At 50.2% G+C, this 14,055-nt stretch carries 13 protein-coding genes; 7 read left to right on the forward strand and 6 right to left on the reverse strand.

What is annotated here, in order from left to right; all coding sequences use genetic code 11:
• Window positions 1–47 precede the first annotated feature (47 nt).
• From rep to XMA152_RS02545, 3 genes are all read right to left on the reverse strand, one after another.
• Window positions 48–2,063, reverse strand: coding sequence for a DNA helicase Rep (gene rep / locus XMA152_RS02535; RefSeq protein ID WP_173481908.1), 2,016 nt, complete (start codon window positions 2,061–2,063; stop codon window positions 48–50).
• A 75-nt stretch (window positions 2,064–2,138) separates the two neighbouring features.
• Window positions 2,139–3,632: a YifB family Mg chelatase-like AAA ATPase gene (locus XMA152_RS02540; protein ID WP_173481907.1), complete on the reverse strand. Its 1,494-nt coding sequence runs from the start codon at window positions 3,630–3,632 to the stop codon at window positions 2,139–2,141.
• A gap of 39 nt (window positions 3,633–3,671) precedes the next feature.
• Complete coding sequence (locus XMA152_RS02545; protein WP_173481906.1) at window positions 3,672–3,920, reverse strand: accessory factor UbiK family protein; 249 nt, start codon at window positions 3,918–3,920, stop codon at window positions 3,672–3,674.
• A 293-nt stretch (window positions 3,921–4,213) separates the two neighbouring features.
• Here XMA152_RS02545 and glnK (XMA152_RS02550) point away from each other — a divergent pair, with 293 nt between their 5' ends.
• From glnK (XMA152_RS02550) to glnK (XMA152_RS02560), 3 genes are all read left to right on the forward strand, one after another.
• Complete coding sequence (glnK, locus tag XMA152_RS02550; protein ID WP_173481905.1) at window positions 4,214–4,552, forward strand: P-II family nitrogen regulator; 339 nt, start codon at window positions 4,214–4,216, stop codon at window positions 4,550–4,552.
• Between the two features lie 35 nt (window positions 4,553–4,587).
• Window positions 4,588–5,838 (forward strand): ammonium transporter, encoded by a 1,251-nt coding sequence (locus XMA152_RS02555; RefSeq protein WP_173481904.1) that lies wholly within the window; start codon window positions 4,588–4,590, stop codon window positions 5,836–5,838.
• A 201-nt stretch (window positions 5,839–6,039) separates the two neighbouring features.
• Window positions 6,040–6,378 carry a P-II family nitrogen regulator gene (gene glnK / locus XMA152_RS02560; RefSeq protein WP_173481903.1) on the forward strand — a complete coding sequence of 113 codons (339 nt, stop codon included), beginning with the start codon at window positions 6,040–6,042 and terminating at the stop codon, window positions 6,376–6,378.
• Window positions 6,379–6,410: 32 nt separating this feature from the next.
• Here glnK (XMA152_RS02560) and XMA152_RS02565 read toward each other — a convergent pair whose 3' ends face one another.
• Window positions 6,411–7,667, reverse strand: a complete 1,257-nt coding sequence (locus XMA152_RS02565) for a HAMP domain-containing sensor histidine kinase (protein ID WP_173481902.1) — start codon at window positions 7,665–7,667, stop codon at window positions 6,411–6,413.
• On the reverse strand, window positions 7,667–8,371 hold the full coding sequence (locus tag XMA152_RS02570; RefSeq protein ID WP_173481901.1) for a response regulator transcription factor: 705 nt from the start codon (window positions 8,369–8,371) through the stop codon (window positions 7,667–7,669). The genes XMA152_RS02565 and XMA152_RS02570 overlap by 1 nt, the downstream gene beginning before the upstream one ends.
• A gap of 143 nt (window positions 8,372–8,514) precedes the next feature.
• On the opposite strand from XMA152_RS02570, the gene XMA152_RS02575 reads away from it, so the two are divergent.
• Both XMA152_RS02575 and XMA152_RS02580 read left to right on the forward strand, forming a co-directional pair.
• The gene (locus tag XMA152_RS02575; RefSeq protein WP_173481900.1) at window positions 8,515–8,910 is read left to right on the forward strand and encodes a hypothetical protein; all 396 of its coding nucleotides are present in this window, start codon (window positions 8,515–8,517) and stop codon (window positions 8,908–8,910) included.
• 150 nt (window positions 8,911–9,060) lie between these two features.
• Window positions 9,061–9,903 carry a fumarylacetoacetate hydrolase family protein gene (locus XMA152_RS02580; RefSeq protein ID WP_173482617.1) on the forward strand — a complete coding sequence of 281 codons (843 nt, stop codon included), beginning with the start codon at window positions 9,061–9,063 and terminating at the stop codon, window positions 9,901–9,903.
• On the opposite strand, the gene XMA152_RS02585 is transcribed toward XMA152_RS02580, so the two are convergent.
• The gene (locus tag XMA152_RS02585; RefSeq protein ID WP_173481899.1) at window positions 9,900–10,748 is read right to left on the reverse strand and encodes a WYL domain-containing protein; all 849 of its coding nucleotides are present in this window, start codon (window positions 10,746–10,748) and stop codon (window positions 9,900–9,902) included. The genes XMA152_RS02580 and XMA152_RS02585 overlap by 4 nt on opposite strands.
• Window positions 10,749–10,874: 126 nt before the next feature.
• Between XMA152_RS02585 and purT the strand changes: the two genes are divergently transcribed.
• Both purT and XMA152_RS02595 read left to right on the forward strand, forming a co-directional pair.
• Window positions 10,875–12,050 (forward strand): formate-dependent phosphoribosylglycinamide formyltransferase, encoded by a 1,176-nt coding sequence (gene purT, locus XMA152_RS02590; protein WP_173481898.1) that lies wholly within the window; start codon window positions 10,875–10,877, stop codon window positions 12,048–12,050.
• 13 nt (window positions 12,051–12,063) lie between these two features.
• Window positions 12,064–13,866, forward strand: coding sequence for an ABC transporter ATP-binding protein/permease (locus XMA152_RS02595; protein WP_254448266.1), 1,803 nt, complete (start codon window positions 12,064–12,066; stop codon window positions 13,864–13,866).
• Window positions 13,867–14,055 lie beyond the last annotated feature (189 nt).

Below are 14,055 nucleotides of genomic sequence, written 5' to 3' on the forward strand. Positions count from 1 at the left end.
TACTCGATAAAAAACAGCGCCTATAGGCGCTGTTTTTGTGTGTACTATCAGAAATCATCCAATAGATTTTTTAATCCAGCCAAGGTCTGTTTGCCTCTGACTCGGTTTCGTTCTGGATCGACTTCGCCATGCCCTTCACGCTCAATATCCTCATCGGGCAGTTCGTCTAGGAATCGACTCGGTTCACAACTCTGCCACTCCCCAAACTGTTTACGCTTCTTCGCTAACGTCATCGCTAACGTGCGCTGCGCTCGGGTGATGCCCACATAGGCGAGACGACGTTCCTCTTCGATGGTGTCCGACTCGATGCTATTTCGGTGCGGTAACAGATCCTCTTCCATACCCATTAGGTAGACATGGGGGAACTCCAATCCCTTAGAGGCGTGTAGCGTCATTAACTGAACACGATCGGAGTCATCCTCCTCCTCTTGGCGTTCTAGCAAGTCGAGCAGCACAAGTCGCGCAATCGCCTCTTCAATGCCCGCATCTGGATCATCTTCTTGGATACGCTCCAAGGAGGCACGAAGGGAGTCGACTAGGAACCAGACATTCTGAATACGCTTTTCCGCGATAATATCGCTTGAGGCGTTAGCGGTAATCCACTCTTCGTAGCCAATTTCGGCGATCAGTTCACGAATCGCCCCAATGGGATCCGACCCCAAACAGAGTGAGTGCAAACGCTCTATCATCTCAGTAAAGGCACGCAGCCGAGCCAGCGCGTTGGGCTTCATAACCTGCTCGATACCCAACTCATCGACCGCTGCAAACATGCTGATATGTCGCTCGGTTGCATACTCCCCGAGCTGCTGCAGTGTGGTAGGTCCGATCTCTCGACGCGGCAAGTTGATGATACGAAGGAAGGCGTTATCGTCGTCGCGATTGATCAACACTTTGAAGTAAGCCATCAAATCTTTGATCTCGGCGCGAGCAAAGAACGAGGTGCCGCCGCTGAGCTTATAAGGCACCTTAAAGTTCTGCATTTTAATCTCGAGCAACCTGGCTTGGTGATTGCCACGATAGAGCACAGCAAAATCTTTAAAGGGTGCGCGCTCTCGCAGGTGTCGTTCCAGAATCTCGGTCGCGATGCGCTCACACTCCGCATCTTCACTGGGTAGGTGTATCAGACGCAGCGGATCACCCATGCCCATTTCGCTCCACAGCGTCTTATCAAACACGTGGGGGTTGTTCGCAATCAAGGTGTTAGCCGCCTTGAGTATGCGGCTTGTAGAGCGATAGTTCTGCTCTAGCTTTACTAGTTTTAAACTTGGAAAGTCGTGCTGCAGTTGGGCCAGATTCTCTGGACGAGCACCACGCCATGCGTAGATCGACTGATCATCATCACCTACGACGGTTAAACCTGTACGATGCCCCACCAGCTGTCGAACTAGACGGTACTGTGACAAGTTGGTGTCTTGGTACTCATCGACTAACAAGTAGCGAATGCGGTTTTGCCAACGCTCTAACACCTCTGGCTTTTGATCAAACAGCCGCACAGGCACCAAAATAAGATCATCAAAATCGACCGCGTTATAGGCACGAAGGTGGCGCTCATATGCCTCATAGGCTCTGGCGCAGAGAATGTCGATCGGCTCTGAGACAGTCTCCAGAGCCTGTTGAGGCGTGATCATCTCATTCTTCCAAGAGGAGATTTGGCTCTGAACGACATTGATCTTATCCGTGTCCTCATCGTGATGGACTAGAAGATCTCGAATTAAGATGCGACTGTCTTGGTCATCAAACAACGAAAAGCCTGGCTTCATTCCGAGCGCTTTATGCTCACGGCGCAAGATGGTTAGACCAAGATTGTGGAAGGTTGAGACAATCAAACCGCGTGCCGCTTTACCCTCCACCAGCGACATGACTCGCTCTTTCATCTCACGCGAGGCTTTGTTGGTAAAGGTAACCGCCGCAATGTGGCGCGCCTCAATGCCGCACTCTTCAATGAGATAAGCGATTTTTCGCGTGATGACACTGGTTTTACCTGAGCCAGCGCCAGCCAATACCAGCAGTGGACCACTGATGTATTCGACGGCTTCTTTCTGACGGGGGTTAAGGCGTGACATGTTTGATGAGCAGACTCGATATTAGGGCGCACAGTGTACACCCTGACATCAGCAAGCCCAAGATCTGCTCATCAGTTAAAGCTGTCGATAGCTGAGCGCCTCCATAATGTGGCTGTTTTCGATCGCCTGATCTGCATTCATATCCGCCAGTGTGCGAGCCACGCGAAGTGCTCTATGGCAAGCCCTAGCGGAGAGCTGTAAGCGTGTCGCTATCACCATAAACTCTTTTGATAATGACTCTGAAGCATTCAGCTCTTTTTGGACTTCACTGCCTGTTAGCTCAGAGTTGAGCTTGCCCTGCCGATCATACTGTCGCTGCTGACACTGACTAACTCGCTTACGAACTGCGTCAGAGCACTCCTCATGCGATTCGCCCAGTAATAGCTCCTCTGTGGGCACCGCACTCAAAGCCAGACGCATATCAAATCGATCCAACAATGGGCCAGAGACTCGACCCTGATATCGATCGATTAGAGCCTGAGAACACTGACATCGCTCAGTCCCATCAGCGTAGTAACCGCAGGGGCAAGGATTCATCGCCGCCATCAAAGAGAAACGCGCAGGGTAGGTCAGCGTGCCCGCCACTCTAGAAATACTGACCTCACCGGTTTCAAGCGGCTCTCGCAGAACTTCCAGAACAGAACGGGGAAATTCTGGCAGCTCATCCAGAAATAGAACCCCTTGATGCGCCAGTGAGATCTCACCCGGCCTAGGGGAAGATCCACCCCCCACCATCGCCCGTGATGATGCACTGTGGTGCGGTGCTCTGTAGGGTCGTTCACCCCGAAACAATCGCTCGACCGGCAAACCCGAGACCGAATAGATACTGGCCGTTTCGATACAACTGGATTGCGAAAGTGGCGGTAGGATCGATGGCAGTGCTTGGGCCAACATACTTTTACCACTGCCCGGAGGACCGCTCAAAAGCAGGTTATGCATTCCACTGGCGGCCACTTCCAAGGCACGACGGGCCATCGGTTGTCCCCGAACTTCTGAAAGATCTACGGGGTAACTCGGCGGATAATGAACTGGGGGTTGAGGGTCTATTTCAGGTAGCTTTTCAGCACTCAACGCCTGACATAGATCGTACAGCGTCTTAGCTGAAAGTTGTTGCTTAGCACCCGCGAGAGAGGCTTCTTGGCTATTATCGGGGGCAATAACAATCAGTGAATCCGCTTCAGCACAGGCATAGGCGGCCGGAAATAGGCCTCTAATAGGGTGCAGTTTGCCGTCCAAGCCCAATTCTGAGTAGAGCTCTGCCTGCTGCAGGTGAGTTGTTTTAAGCTGATTGGATGCCAACAGAATGCCAAGCGCAATGGCTAGGTCATAGCGTCCGCCCTCTTTGGGGAGATCGGCCGGTGATAAGTTAACGGTGATTCGTCGTTGCGGGTATTCAAAGCCGGCGTTTAACAGTGCACTGCGCACACGCTCGCGGCTTTCACGCACCGCGGTCTCTGCCATACCCACAATTGCAAAGGAGGGTAAGCCTCCTGAAAGGTGCACTTCAACGCGAACGCGAGGTGCCTCGATACCGAGCTGAGCTCGGCTATAAAGAGTTGCCAATGCCATGACGCCATCCTTGGGTCCTGCAGTTGGCCTAGCGTTGCTTTAGGACTCTTTTGACTCCAACTCAGCAACCATCGCTTCCAACTGCTCTAATTTTTCTCGAGTTCGCTGAAGTACAGCGGCCTGAGCGTCAAACTCCTCCCGAGTGACTAAATCCAGTTTAGCAAAACTTGATTGAAGTACAGTTTTAATTTGCTGCTGCATCGCCTCCTGACCTGGAAGTGATGAGTTACCCTGAAGGAATTGGGTCATCGTCTGACTTAGGTTTTCAAACATCTTAGGATCAAGCATCTCAGCCCCCTTTAACATCGATATGCGTCTCAATAGATGCACTATACCAGAACCCTTTTAAGACAAGCGTCTATGATCACTATTTTAGCCTCAATATGGCGCACCAAAGTAGTGCATGCACTTTTGTGGTGCATACTGGCGTGCACTATAAAGGTTGATAAAACGGTAAAGAGACCCATGAAAAATTTATAAGTCAATGTTTTATAAGTTATTTTTAAAAGTTGGCACAAGTTTCGCAAATAGAGTTCACAGGAAAAAATTAATCCTCCCTTTTCACATTAAGGAGAAATCTGATGAAACTAGTGTCAGCCGTAATTAAGCCATTCAAGCTTGACGACGTGCGCGAAGCGCTATCAGAGATCGGTGTACAAGGTATCACCGTGACTGAAGTTAAAGGCTTTGGCCGTCAAAAAGGCCACACCGAACTCTACCGTGGTGCAGAGTATGTTGTGGACTTCCTACCTAAAGTTCGCCTAGACGCTGCTGTCTCTGATGAGATCGTAGATCAGGTTATCGAAGCGATCACCAATGCTGCGCAAACCGGCAAAATTGGCGACGGTAAGATTTTTGTTTCAGCGCTTGAACAAGTTGTTCGCATCCGTACCGGTGAGACCGGCGACGAAGCTCTATAACGTTTTGATTTTTGGCCTTATTGGAGGGCATAACAATGGAAGAACTTTTGAATACAACAGCTGGTGATGTTACCCAGCTGAAGTACGCACTCGATACCTTCTACTTCTTGGTGTGTGGTGCGCTGGTTATGTGGATGGCGGCAGGCTTCTCAATGCTAGAAGCAGGTCTTGTTCGTTCTAAGAACACCACTGAAATTCTAACTAAGAACATCGCGCTATTCGCGATCTCTTGCATCATGTACTTCGTTTGCGGTTACGCGATCATGTACGGCGGTGACTACTTCCTATCTAGCATCACGGGTGACGGTGTTGCCGATGAGTGGACCTACGCGCCATCAGCTGACTTCTTCTTCCAGGTGGTATTCGTTGCAACAGCAATGTCTATCGTATCGGGTGCAGTGGCTGAACGTATGAAACTATGGGCGTTCCTAGCGTTCGCGGTTGTGATGACAGGCTTCATCTACCCAATGGAAGGTTCTTGGACTTGGGGCGGCAACGCTGTATTCGGCATGTACACTCTAGGTGATCTTGGTTTCTCTGACTTCGCGGGTTCAGGTATCGTCCACATGGCAGGTGCTGCAGCAGCACTAGCAGGTGTCCTAATGCTTGGCGCACGTAAAGGCAAATACGGTAAGAACGGTGAGATCAATGCGATCCCTGGTGCTAACCTACCAATGGCAACACTGGGCACATTCATCCTTTGGATGGGTTGGTTCGGCTTCAACGGTGGTTCGGTTCTAGCAACGTCTGACGTTGAGAACTCAAACGCAGTTGCCGTTGTCTTCATGAACACTAACGCAGCTGCGGCTGGCGGTGTAGTAGCAGCACTAATCACAGCGCGTCTACTGTTCGGCAAAGCGGACCTTACAATGGCACTTAACGGTGCACTAGCAGGTCTAGTAGCGATCACAGCAGAGCCTTCAACCCCTTCTGCACTACAAGCTCACATCTTCGGTGCGATCGGTGGTGTTCTGGTTGTCTTCTCTATCCTAACGCTGGATAAACTAAAAATTGACGATCCTGTCGGTGCGATCTCTGTACACGGTGTTGTAGGTCTTCTTGGTCTACTACTGGTACCAGTAACTAACGACGGTTCTACTTTCTCTGGCCAGATCATCGGCGCCCTAACAATCTTCGTATGGGTATTCGTTGTCAGCCTAGTGGTTTGGGGCATCATCAAAGCTGTGATGGGCATCCGAGTGACTGAAGAGGAAGAGTACGAAGGTGTCGATATCTCTGAATGTGGTATGGAAGCCTACCCAGAGTTCGTCACTTCACGTAAGTAATAGGAAACTCAGTTTCTGTTGAAACCCGGGGTGTAGCGATACACCCCTCTTCTCAGCCCTACCCCCAGGTAGGGTTTTTTTCGTTTCTGGACAAACAGGTTGATCAGGAAACTTGAAGGTTAAACCATCCATGTACATAATGGATGAAAATTTACAGCGAATTGGGACAGTTTTGCCTGCCCAGTTCAACAAGGAGAAACTATGAAACTGGTATCGGCAGTTATCAAACCGTTCAAACTGGATGATGTGCGCGAAGCGCTGTCTGACATTGGTATCCAAGGTGTTACAGTGACTGAAGTTAAAGGCTTCGGTCGTCAGAAAGGTCACACAGAACTTTACCGTGGTGCCGAGTACGTAGTGGACTTCCTTCCTAAGGTAAAAATTGAAGTCGCGATCGACGACGACATGCTAGATCAAGTCATTGAAGCGATCAGCTCTACGGCCAATACTGGCAAGATCGGTGATGGTAAAATCTTCGTTATGCCAGTTGAGCAAGTGGTACGTATTCGTACTGGCGAGACGGGTTCAGAAGCGCTTTAAGCTTCGATCCATTTCAAAAATGCCGCTACCGATCAGTTCGCTAGCGGCATTTTTATATCTACTTGAAGCCCCGTTGGCGCGAGGTTTTGGAACTGAACCTCCCCACCGACGCGTTCAGTCGCTCGAGTCACGATACTCAAACCCAAACCGTAACCGCCTGAGTTGGCCCCACGTCTAAATGGCTGCCCAATCGAATCTAGAATCGATTCTGGTAATCCGGGTCCATTATCAACCACTCGAATCGTTAGCCTGCCGTTATCAGTAGCGACAGATACCTTAATCAACGTACCCTGTGGCGTGTGATTGATGGCGTTATTCAACAGATTGCTGACGACTCGACTCAGTGGTTCACTCCGAATGGTTGCTCCATCAGTGACATCAAGTGATAGGTCGAATTGATGCTGTGGGCCGCTGACACGGGCGTCCTGCACCAGATCCCGACACAGCAGTGCCAGATCCAAAATTGGTGCAGTCGCTTCGGCATCTCGAGCTCGGGCCAGTGTGAGTATTTCAGAGATTAAACCGTCTAATTTAACGCACTCTTTATTAATGCGTTGCAGGGTACGATCATCCTCACCCCACTTCTGCTCTGCCAAACCTGCTGCCGCCTGAAGACGGGCTAAAGGTGCTCGTAGCTCATGAGAGACATCCTGCAGAAGATGCCGTTGGCTATCGAGCGTCTGCTCAACGTAATCAACCATCTGGTTAAACTCACGTGCCAGCTGGCCCAGCTCATCGCCTCGTTTGACGAGCTTACCCTCGGCTCGACTGCTTAAATTACCCTGTTGATGAAGGCGGCGAACAAACCCCTTCAAGTCGTTAATCGGTCTGACGACTAACCACGTGACCAGAAGGCTGCTGCCAAAGGAGACCGCAATGACCCACAAAACTTGGAAGGAGAGTAAGAACCCCCACATCCGTTCAAACAGCTCTTCATTTCGTTCGGGTGGGAAGTAGACGAGGTATGGGGTGCCATCAGCAGCGATGATCTCTGTCACCATTGCATCCTTGGGTTGTGACCGTCTACCTGACGAGTAGATCAGTTGATTGGATCGCTTCTCATAGATCCAAAGCGGTAGACGTCGGCGCTGCTCTTTACGTTGCATCCCATACTGATAATCGGAGATTAACTGCTCTGCGATGATAGTCGCTTTCTGCTTTTGGCTCTCGGTGCGATCGGGAGTATCAGTGACAGAGATGAACAGGGTCAAGCTGATAAGAATACCAAGCGTGCTGACCAGCCAGACGGCGCCGAAGATGCGCCAGAATAGATGTTGATACCAGCGCATTAACCCTCCACCCCAACGACCATCTGGTAGCCTTCACCACGGACTGTTTTAATCATCTCGGCTAAGCCAGGCTTTGCCTGCTCAAGCTTCTGTCTAACACGGCTGACGTGGACATCGATCGATCGATCGTAAGCCGTTAATTTGCGGTGCAGTACCTGTTCGGTCAGCCACTCTTTTGACGCGACCTGCCCAGCACGCTCCATCAACAAAGCCAGCACATTAAATTCAGCTGCGGTTAGCTGTAACTCTATCTCATCAACACAAGCCACTCGACGAGCTGGGGTAAGATTCACTGCCCCAACCGAAAGCGTCTGTTTGTTAGTCTCCTCTTTAACGGGAACAGACCTGCGTAACACGGCACGAATACGCGCCAGCAGCTCGCGCGGGTTGGCCGGTTTAGACAGGTAGTCATCAGCCCCCATCTCTAGTCCCAGGATGCGATCAATATCATCCCCTTTACCGGTCAACATGATGACAGGTGTAGAGACCTTAGGACGAACCTGCTGCAGCAACTCAAGTCCAGATAGGCCAGGCATCATGATATCGAACACACAGAGATCAAACTGATTGCCAGCATCAAACAACTCGATAGCCTGCTCTGCTGACCCTGCTTGAGTCACTGAGAACCCCTCATTCTCAAGGTATTCACCCAGCATGTCCGTCAGATCAAGATCGTCATCAACTAACAGTATTTGTGTGCTCATATTCACTCCTATTTGGGCCCAGTTTACGCTTGGCTGCGTCAAACTCCCAAAACTTTACGCAACTTTACGAACTCGCAACCCAACTTAGCATTGCCATCATCAATAATGGATACATCGAAACGAACAACGAACGGAGAGTTCACATGAAAAAGACAATCATCGCTTCAATTACTGCTGTAACACTAACAATCGGTGCACTATCAGGCGCGGTATACGCACATGAAAAAGGGGGTAAAGGTGGCCCAAAAAGCGCTGAAGATCGTGTTGAGAAACTGACTCAGCGTCTGGATCTATCAGCCGACCAACAATCACAGCTTTTAGCTATGTTCACAAAACGTGATGCGGATCGTGAACAGATGCAAGCGACCCTAACGGCAGAGCAGCGTGAAAACATGAAAGCCAATGCGCGTGATGGCATGCGTGACCAGATGCACAAAGATATAAAATCGCTGCTGACAGAAGATCAAATCGCTAAGTTCGAAAACATGCACTCTGGTAAAGACGGCCACGGCAAAGGTGGTAAAGGCGGCAAACACTAAGAGACACCACTGCAGGCTCTGAATGAGTTTTTGAAACCAACAATAGGTTAGAACCTTTTGCAGTGTGGGGAGCTTCGGCTCCCTTTTTAGTTTCTCTTGACCTGACTAGGTCCGCATAGTTAATTAGGCCTAAACTATAAGGAGCTCCTAATGAAATTGTTACGAGTCGGCGCCATAGGGCAAGAGAGACCTGCCATTCTGGATAAAGATCAACAGATTCGAGACCTCTCTTCTGTTGTTCCAGATATCAACGGCGATCTATTATCGAATCAAGCGCTCGAGAGATTAAGAGCGGTAGATCTCGATTCACTTCCCATTATCGATTCATCAGAAAGAGTCGGCCCCTGTATTGGTGAGGTTGGCAAAATAGTCTGTATCGGCTTGAACTACTCAGATCATGCCGCAGAAGCGGGCATGGAGCTTCCCTCAGAACCCGTTCTCTTTATGAAAGCCACCAGCGCGATTTCAGGCCCAAATGACCCTATACAAATTCCACGTGGTGCCGATAAAACAGACTGGGAAGTCGAGCTGGCCATCGTCATTGGCAAAAAAACAAAATACATTTCAGAAGATCAATCGATGGATCATATTGCTGGCTTTTGTCTTGCCAACGACCTATCCGAACGAGCTTTTCAACTTGAGCGTTTAGGCAGCTGGGACAAAGGGAAATCCCATGACAGCTTTGCTCCTATCGGGCCCTACTTAGTGACCAAAGATGAAATCGTTGATCCGCAAAATCTAAGGATGTTTACAGAGATTAACGGTGAGCGTTTCCAAGACGGAAATACCAATACGATGGTGTTTGATGTCAAAACGATCGTCGCCTATTTGAGCCAATTTATGACCTTAGAAGCTGGCGACGTCATTATGACGGGGACTCCCCCTGGTGTCGGTATGGGTCAATCACCCCAAAAGTATCTTATGGCTGGTGATAGGGTGCGAATTGGCATCGAAGGGCTCGGTGAGCAGCACCAGCTCTGCATCGATGCTTAAAACGCGTAACTAATGACCGACTCACCTGAGTTACTAACCGCTAACACGGGGAAGCGCTCAGGGTGAGTTTTGGCCTCATTAAGCTCTGACTCACTGGTGGGTAGTAGATTCGCCTGCAAAAAGTAACCGATCAGCGCTTTACGAATCTCAAACGCTTCAAGCTGCTCCAGGTCAAAATCATCGATGACCAGTCGTTGTTGTGCCGCTGTAAGCGCGTCATTAACGACCAGTCGAACAGAGAGTGATTCATTCCACGCATTGTCGACCGGCAGCTCATCTCCACCCTCTTTAAGAGTCAGAGCACCGCGGAAGCGACTTAACACAAAGTCACGATAAGCTTGTCGCTCCCAACAATAGGCACGTACATGCAATCGATTGCTGGCACTGATGATGGCACAGGGTGTAATCGATCGAAGTGAACCCTCTGGATTCTGCATCGAAACATAGACCGCCTCTATACGGCTTCGATTCTCAATGCCTGCCAAAATAGTGGCTAACGCGCCGGGCGCAGTCGATCGATTCAATACGGGTACAGAGAAGAAGTCGGGGTTCGCCGGAGTCGATAGGCGGGAGATGGTGATCAACGAGTCAGCCGAATCTGGAATCAGCTTAGGCTTAAACCCCTGAGTGGGTTTGTAACTGCGATCAGATGGCGAATAGGAGCGAACATTTTCAGGCGCGAACTCACAGTAGGTATTAATCGCCTCTTGCGCCTCTGGACGAGCAATACCAAAGGCCCCAACCAACATAGGCGCGGTGACTTCACGCTCCCACAACAGCTGACGCTCAATAAACCTTAAGCGCTGCAGCTGCGGCCAAGATGTCTCGTTAATTGTGACTGCCATTTTATCTATTCCATCCCATTTTAGGTAAAGTCTAGCGCATTCAGAATCAAAGTTGGGGATATTCTAATACCCTCTCAGATCTCCTGTTAGCATGGTAATATGGAGTAAAAATTTTAGGAGTCAAAAATGTTAGGTACCGCTCTTTGTAACAGCGCAACACGCGTCATGATGTTGGGTTCTGGTGAACTCGGTAAAGAGGTTGTCATCGAACTTCAGCGCTTGGGTTTAGAGGTGATTGCCGTAGATCGATACGCAAATGCGCCTGCTATGCATGTCGCTCACCGAAGCCACGTCATCAACATGCTGGATGGTGGTGCACTGCGTGCCGTTGTTGAGAGCGAAAAACCGGACTATATCGTGCCCGAGATTGAAGCCTTAGCAACCGAGACACTGCTTGAGCTTGAAAGCGAAGGATTCAAGGTAGTCCCTACCGCACGGGCCGCGCGTCTGACAATGGATCGTGAAGGTATTCGTCGCCTAGCGGCTGAAACACTAGGAGTACCGACTTCAGCTTATCGCTTCGCAGATACTGAGGCTGACTATCAAGAGGCTATCAAAGAGATTGGTATTCCCTGTGTCGTGAAACCGATCATGAGCTCATCCGGCAAAGGGCAGTCGTTGGTTCGTTCTGAAGCGGATGTGGCACCGGCCTGGCAATATGCTCAAGAGGGTGGCCGTGCCGGGAAAGGCCGTGTCATCGTTGAAGGGTTTGTCGATTTTGATTACGAGATCACACTGCTGACGGTCAACGCCGTTGATGGCATCCACTTCTGTGCACCGATTGGCCACCGTCAGGAAGGGGGTGACTACCGTGAATCTTGGCAACCACAAGCGATGTCAGATCTTGCACTACAACGCTCACAAGAGACCGCTCGCAAAGTGGTCGAGAACTTAGCGGGTTTTGGCATTTACGGTGTCGAGCTGTTTATCAAAGGCGATGAGGTCTACTTCAGCGAAGTGTCACCCCGACCACACGATACGGGATTGGTCACACTGATTTCCCAGAATCTCTCTGAATTTGCGCTGCATGCCCGTGCCATTCTCGGCTTCCCTATCGGTAACATTCGCCAGCTTGGTGCTTCTGCATCAGCGGTCATCTTGGGTGATGGACACTCTACAGACATTCAATTTGATGGGGTTAGGGAAGCGCTGAGTGATAACGACACGCAACTGCGTCTATTCGGAAAACCCGAAATCGCTGGAAGTCGCCGCCTAGGTGTGGCGCTTTGTCAGGCTGACAGCGTTGAAGCGGCCATCGAGAAGGCGGTAACCGCTGCCGGCAAAGTTAGTATCAACTACTGATCAGAGACTCAATATGTCACGACACGGCGGCGGCCGGCACTACAAGAGCGACTCCAATAGCAGCAACACTGTTGGCATGAGCGAGGCTTGGTCGGTCATTAAAATGATCTGGCCTTACTTGTGGGAGTATCGCCGTCGCATGGCGGTCGCATTTCTGTTGCTGATCTCCGCCAAGCTTGCAGTGGTTGCTATGCCACTGGCTTTGAAGCAGATCGTTGATGGTCTAGATGCCTCTCTGAATCCATTGATTACAGTGCCCATTGCGATGGTCGTAGCCTATGGGATGCTCCGCTTTGGCTCGGTCTTCTTTGCAGAAGCTCGCGATGCGGTGTTTAGCCGAGTCACAGAGAGAGCGATGCGCCGGATGGTGCTCAAAGTCTTTCGCCACCTCCACTCATTAGAACTCGATTTCCATCTCTCTCGGCAGACCGGTGGTATCTCTCGCGACATTGACCGTGGCAGTAATGGCTTCAGCTTTTTGATGAGGATGATGGTCTTTAACATCGTACCAACGCTGATTGAGATCAGCCTCGTTGCTGCCATTTTGCTGTTCAACTTCAGTGTCTGGTACGCATTGGTGGTTGTGGTCTGCGTTGGTATCTACATCTACTTCACCATACTCACTACCGAATGGCGCAACCGCTACGTGCGCGAAACCAATCAACTCGACTCTCAAGCCAATACTCGAGCCATTGATAGCCTGCTCAACTATGAGACCGTAAAATACTTTGGCAATGAGGAGTATGAGGCCAGCCAGTACGATAAAAACCTAGCCAGCTGGGAAACGGCTCGTTTAAAAACGCGCATGACGTTGATGATCCTCAACAGCGGTCAGGCATTCATCATCTCGCTAGGGATCATCTTAATGCTCTGGCTGGCCGCAGAGGATGTTGCAAGCGGAGCCATGACCCTGGGTTCGTTAGTCATGATTAATGCCTACATCTTACAGCTATTCATGCCGCTTAATTTCCTTGGCATGGTCTACCGTGAAGTGCGCAAAGCCCTGACAGACATTGAGAATATGTTTGGGTTGTTGAAGAAGCAGCCTAAGATTGTCGACCGCCCCGATGCAACCGACTTGATAACTCAAGGGGGCGCCATTTGCTTTGACTCCGTCAACTTTGCTTACCACCCCGACCGTCAAATTTTGAAAAGTGTCAGCTTCAAAGTAGAAGCGGGTAAAAAGGTCGCCATCGTCGGGCCAAGTGGATCGGGCAAATCGACCTTAGCGCGACTGCTGTTTCGATTTTATGATGTTCAGTCGGGGCAGATCAGCATAGATGGCCAGCCGATCGACCAAGTGACTCAGCACTCATTACGACAAGCGATTGGCGTGGTTCCGCAGGATACCGTCCTGTTTAACGATACGATCTACAACAACGTGGCTTATGGACGCCCAGGTTCAAGCAGAGAAGAGGTTCTCAAAGCGATTGAGCTGGCCAACCTAAACGACTTCATTGCGGCACTCCCTGAGGGGGTGGATACCCTGGTTGGCGAACGTGGCCTAAAAGTCTCTGGCGGTGAAAAACAACGCATTGCGATTGCCCGCGTGATTCTGAAACGCCCACCCATTTTGCTCTTTGATGAAGCGACCTCAGCGTTGGATAGCGACAATGAGCAGGCGATCCTTAACGCCTTTACATCACTCTCGAAAAACCATACGAGTTTGGTGATCGCGCACCGTCTGTCGACGATTATCGATGCCGATAACATCCTAGTGATGCGCAAAGGCGAAGCGGTGGAACAGGGTACTCACACAGAACTCCTTGCCCAACAGGGCGTTTATGCTGGTATGTGGTCTCTACAGCAACAATAGAGAGCAATCGCCTCATCTTCGATAAGGCTCCAATCCAGTGCTGGAGAACTATTGGCGCTCTGTTGGAGCGGTCTTAAAAAGGCCGCGATAAATGCACTCAGGCACCAAAACGAATCTTAAAGCTTTCCATCAAAGATTAATCTGAATCTATGTACTATGCTAAGTAAAACAGTATCAATTTGGAGTGAT

This window comes from Marinobacterium sp. xm-a-152 (assembly GCF_013282965.1).
In the GTDB taxonomy this organism is placed as follows: domain Bacteria; phylum Pseudomonadota; class Gammaproteobacteria; order Pseudomonadales; family Balneatricaceae; genus Marinobacterium_E.

Coding starts and splice junctions, on each gene's coding strand:
- rep (WP_173481908.1), bottom strand. CDS start 2,063: ATGTCACGCCTTAACCCCCGTCAGAAAGAAGCCGTCGAATACATCAGT.
- XMA152_RS02540 (WP_173481907.1), bottom strand. CDS start 3,632: ATGGCATTGGCAACTCTTTATAGCCGAGCTCAGCTCGGTATCGAGGCA.
- XMA152_RS02545 (WP_173481906.1), bottom strand. CDS start 3,920: ATGCTTGATCCTAAGATGTTTGAAAACCTAAGTCAGACGATGACCCAA.
- glnK (WP_173481905.1), top strand. CDS start 4,214: ATGAAACTAGTGTCAGCCGTAATTAAGCCATTCAAGCTTGACGACGTG.
- XMA152_RS02555 (WP_173481904.1), top strand. CDS start 4,588: ATGGAAGAACTTTTGAATACAACAGCTGGTGATGTTACCCAGCTGAAG.
- glnK (WP_173481903.1), top strand. CDS start 6,040: ATGAAACTGGTATCGGCAGTTATCAAACCGTTCAAACTGGATGATGTG.
- XMA152_RS02565 (WP_173481902.1), bottom strand. CDS start 7,667: ATGCGCTGGTATCAACATCTATTCTGGCGCATCTTCGGCGCCGTCTGG.
- XMA152_RS02570 (WP_173481901.1), bottom strand. CDS start 8,371: ATGAGCACACAAATACTGTTAGTTGATGACGATCTTGATCTGACGGAC.
- XMA152_RS02575 (WP_173481900.1), top strand. CDS start 8,515: ATGAAAAAGACAATCATCGCTTCAATTACTGCTGTAACACTAACAATC.
- XMA152_RS02580 (WP_173482617.1), top strand. CDS start 9,061: ATGAAATTGTTACGAGTCGGCGCCATAGGGCAAGAGAGACCTGCCATT.
- XMA152_RS02585 (WP_173481899.1), bottom strand. CDS start 10,748: ATGGCAGTCACAATTAACGAGACATCTTGGCCGCAGCTGCAGCGCTTA.
- purT (WP_173481898.1), top strand. CDS start 10,875: ATGTTAGGTACCGCTCTTTGTAACAGCGCAACACGCGTCATGATGTTG.
- XMA152_RS02595 (WP_254448266.1), top strand. CDS start 12,064: ATGTCACGACACGGCGGCGGCCGGCACTACAAGAGCGACTCCAATAGC.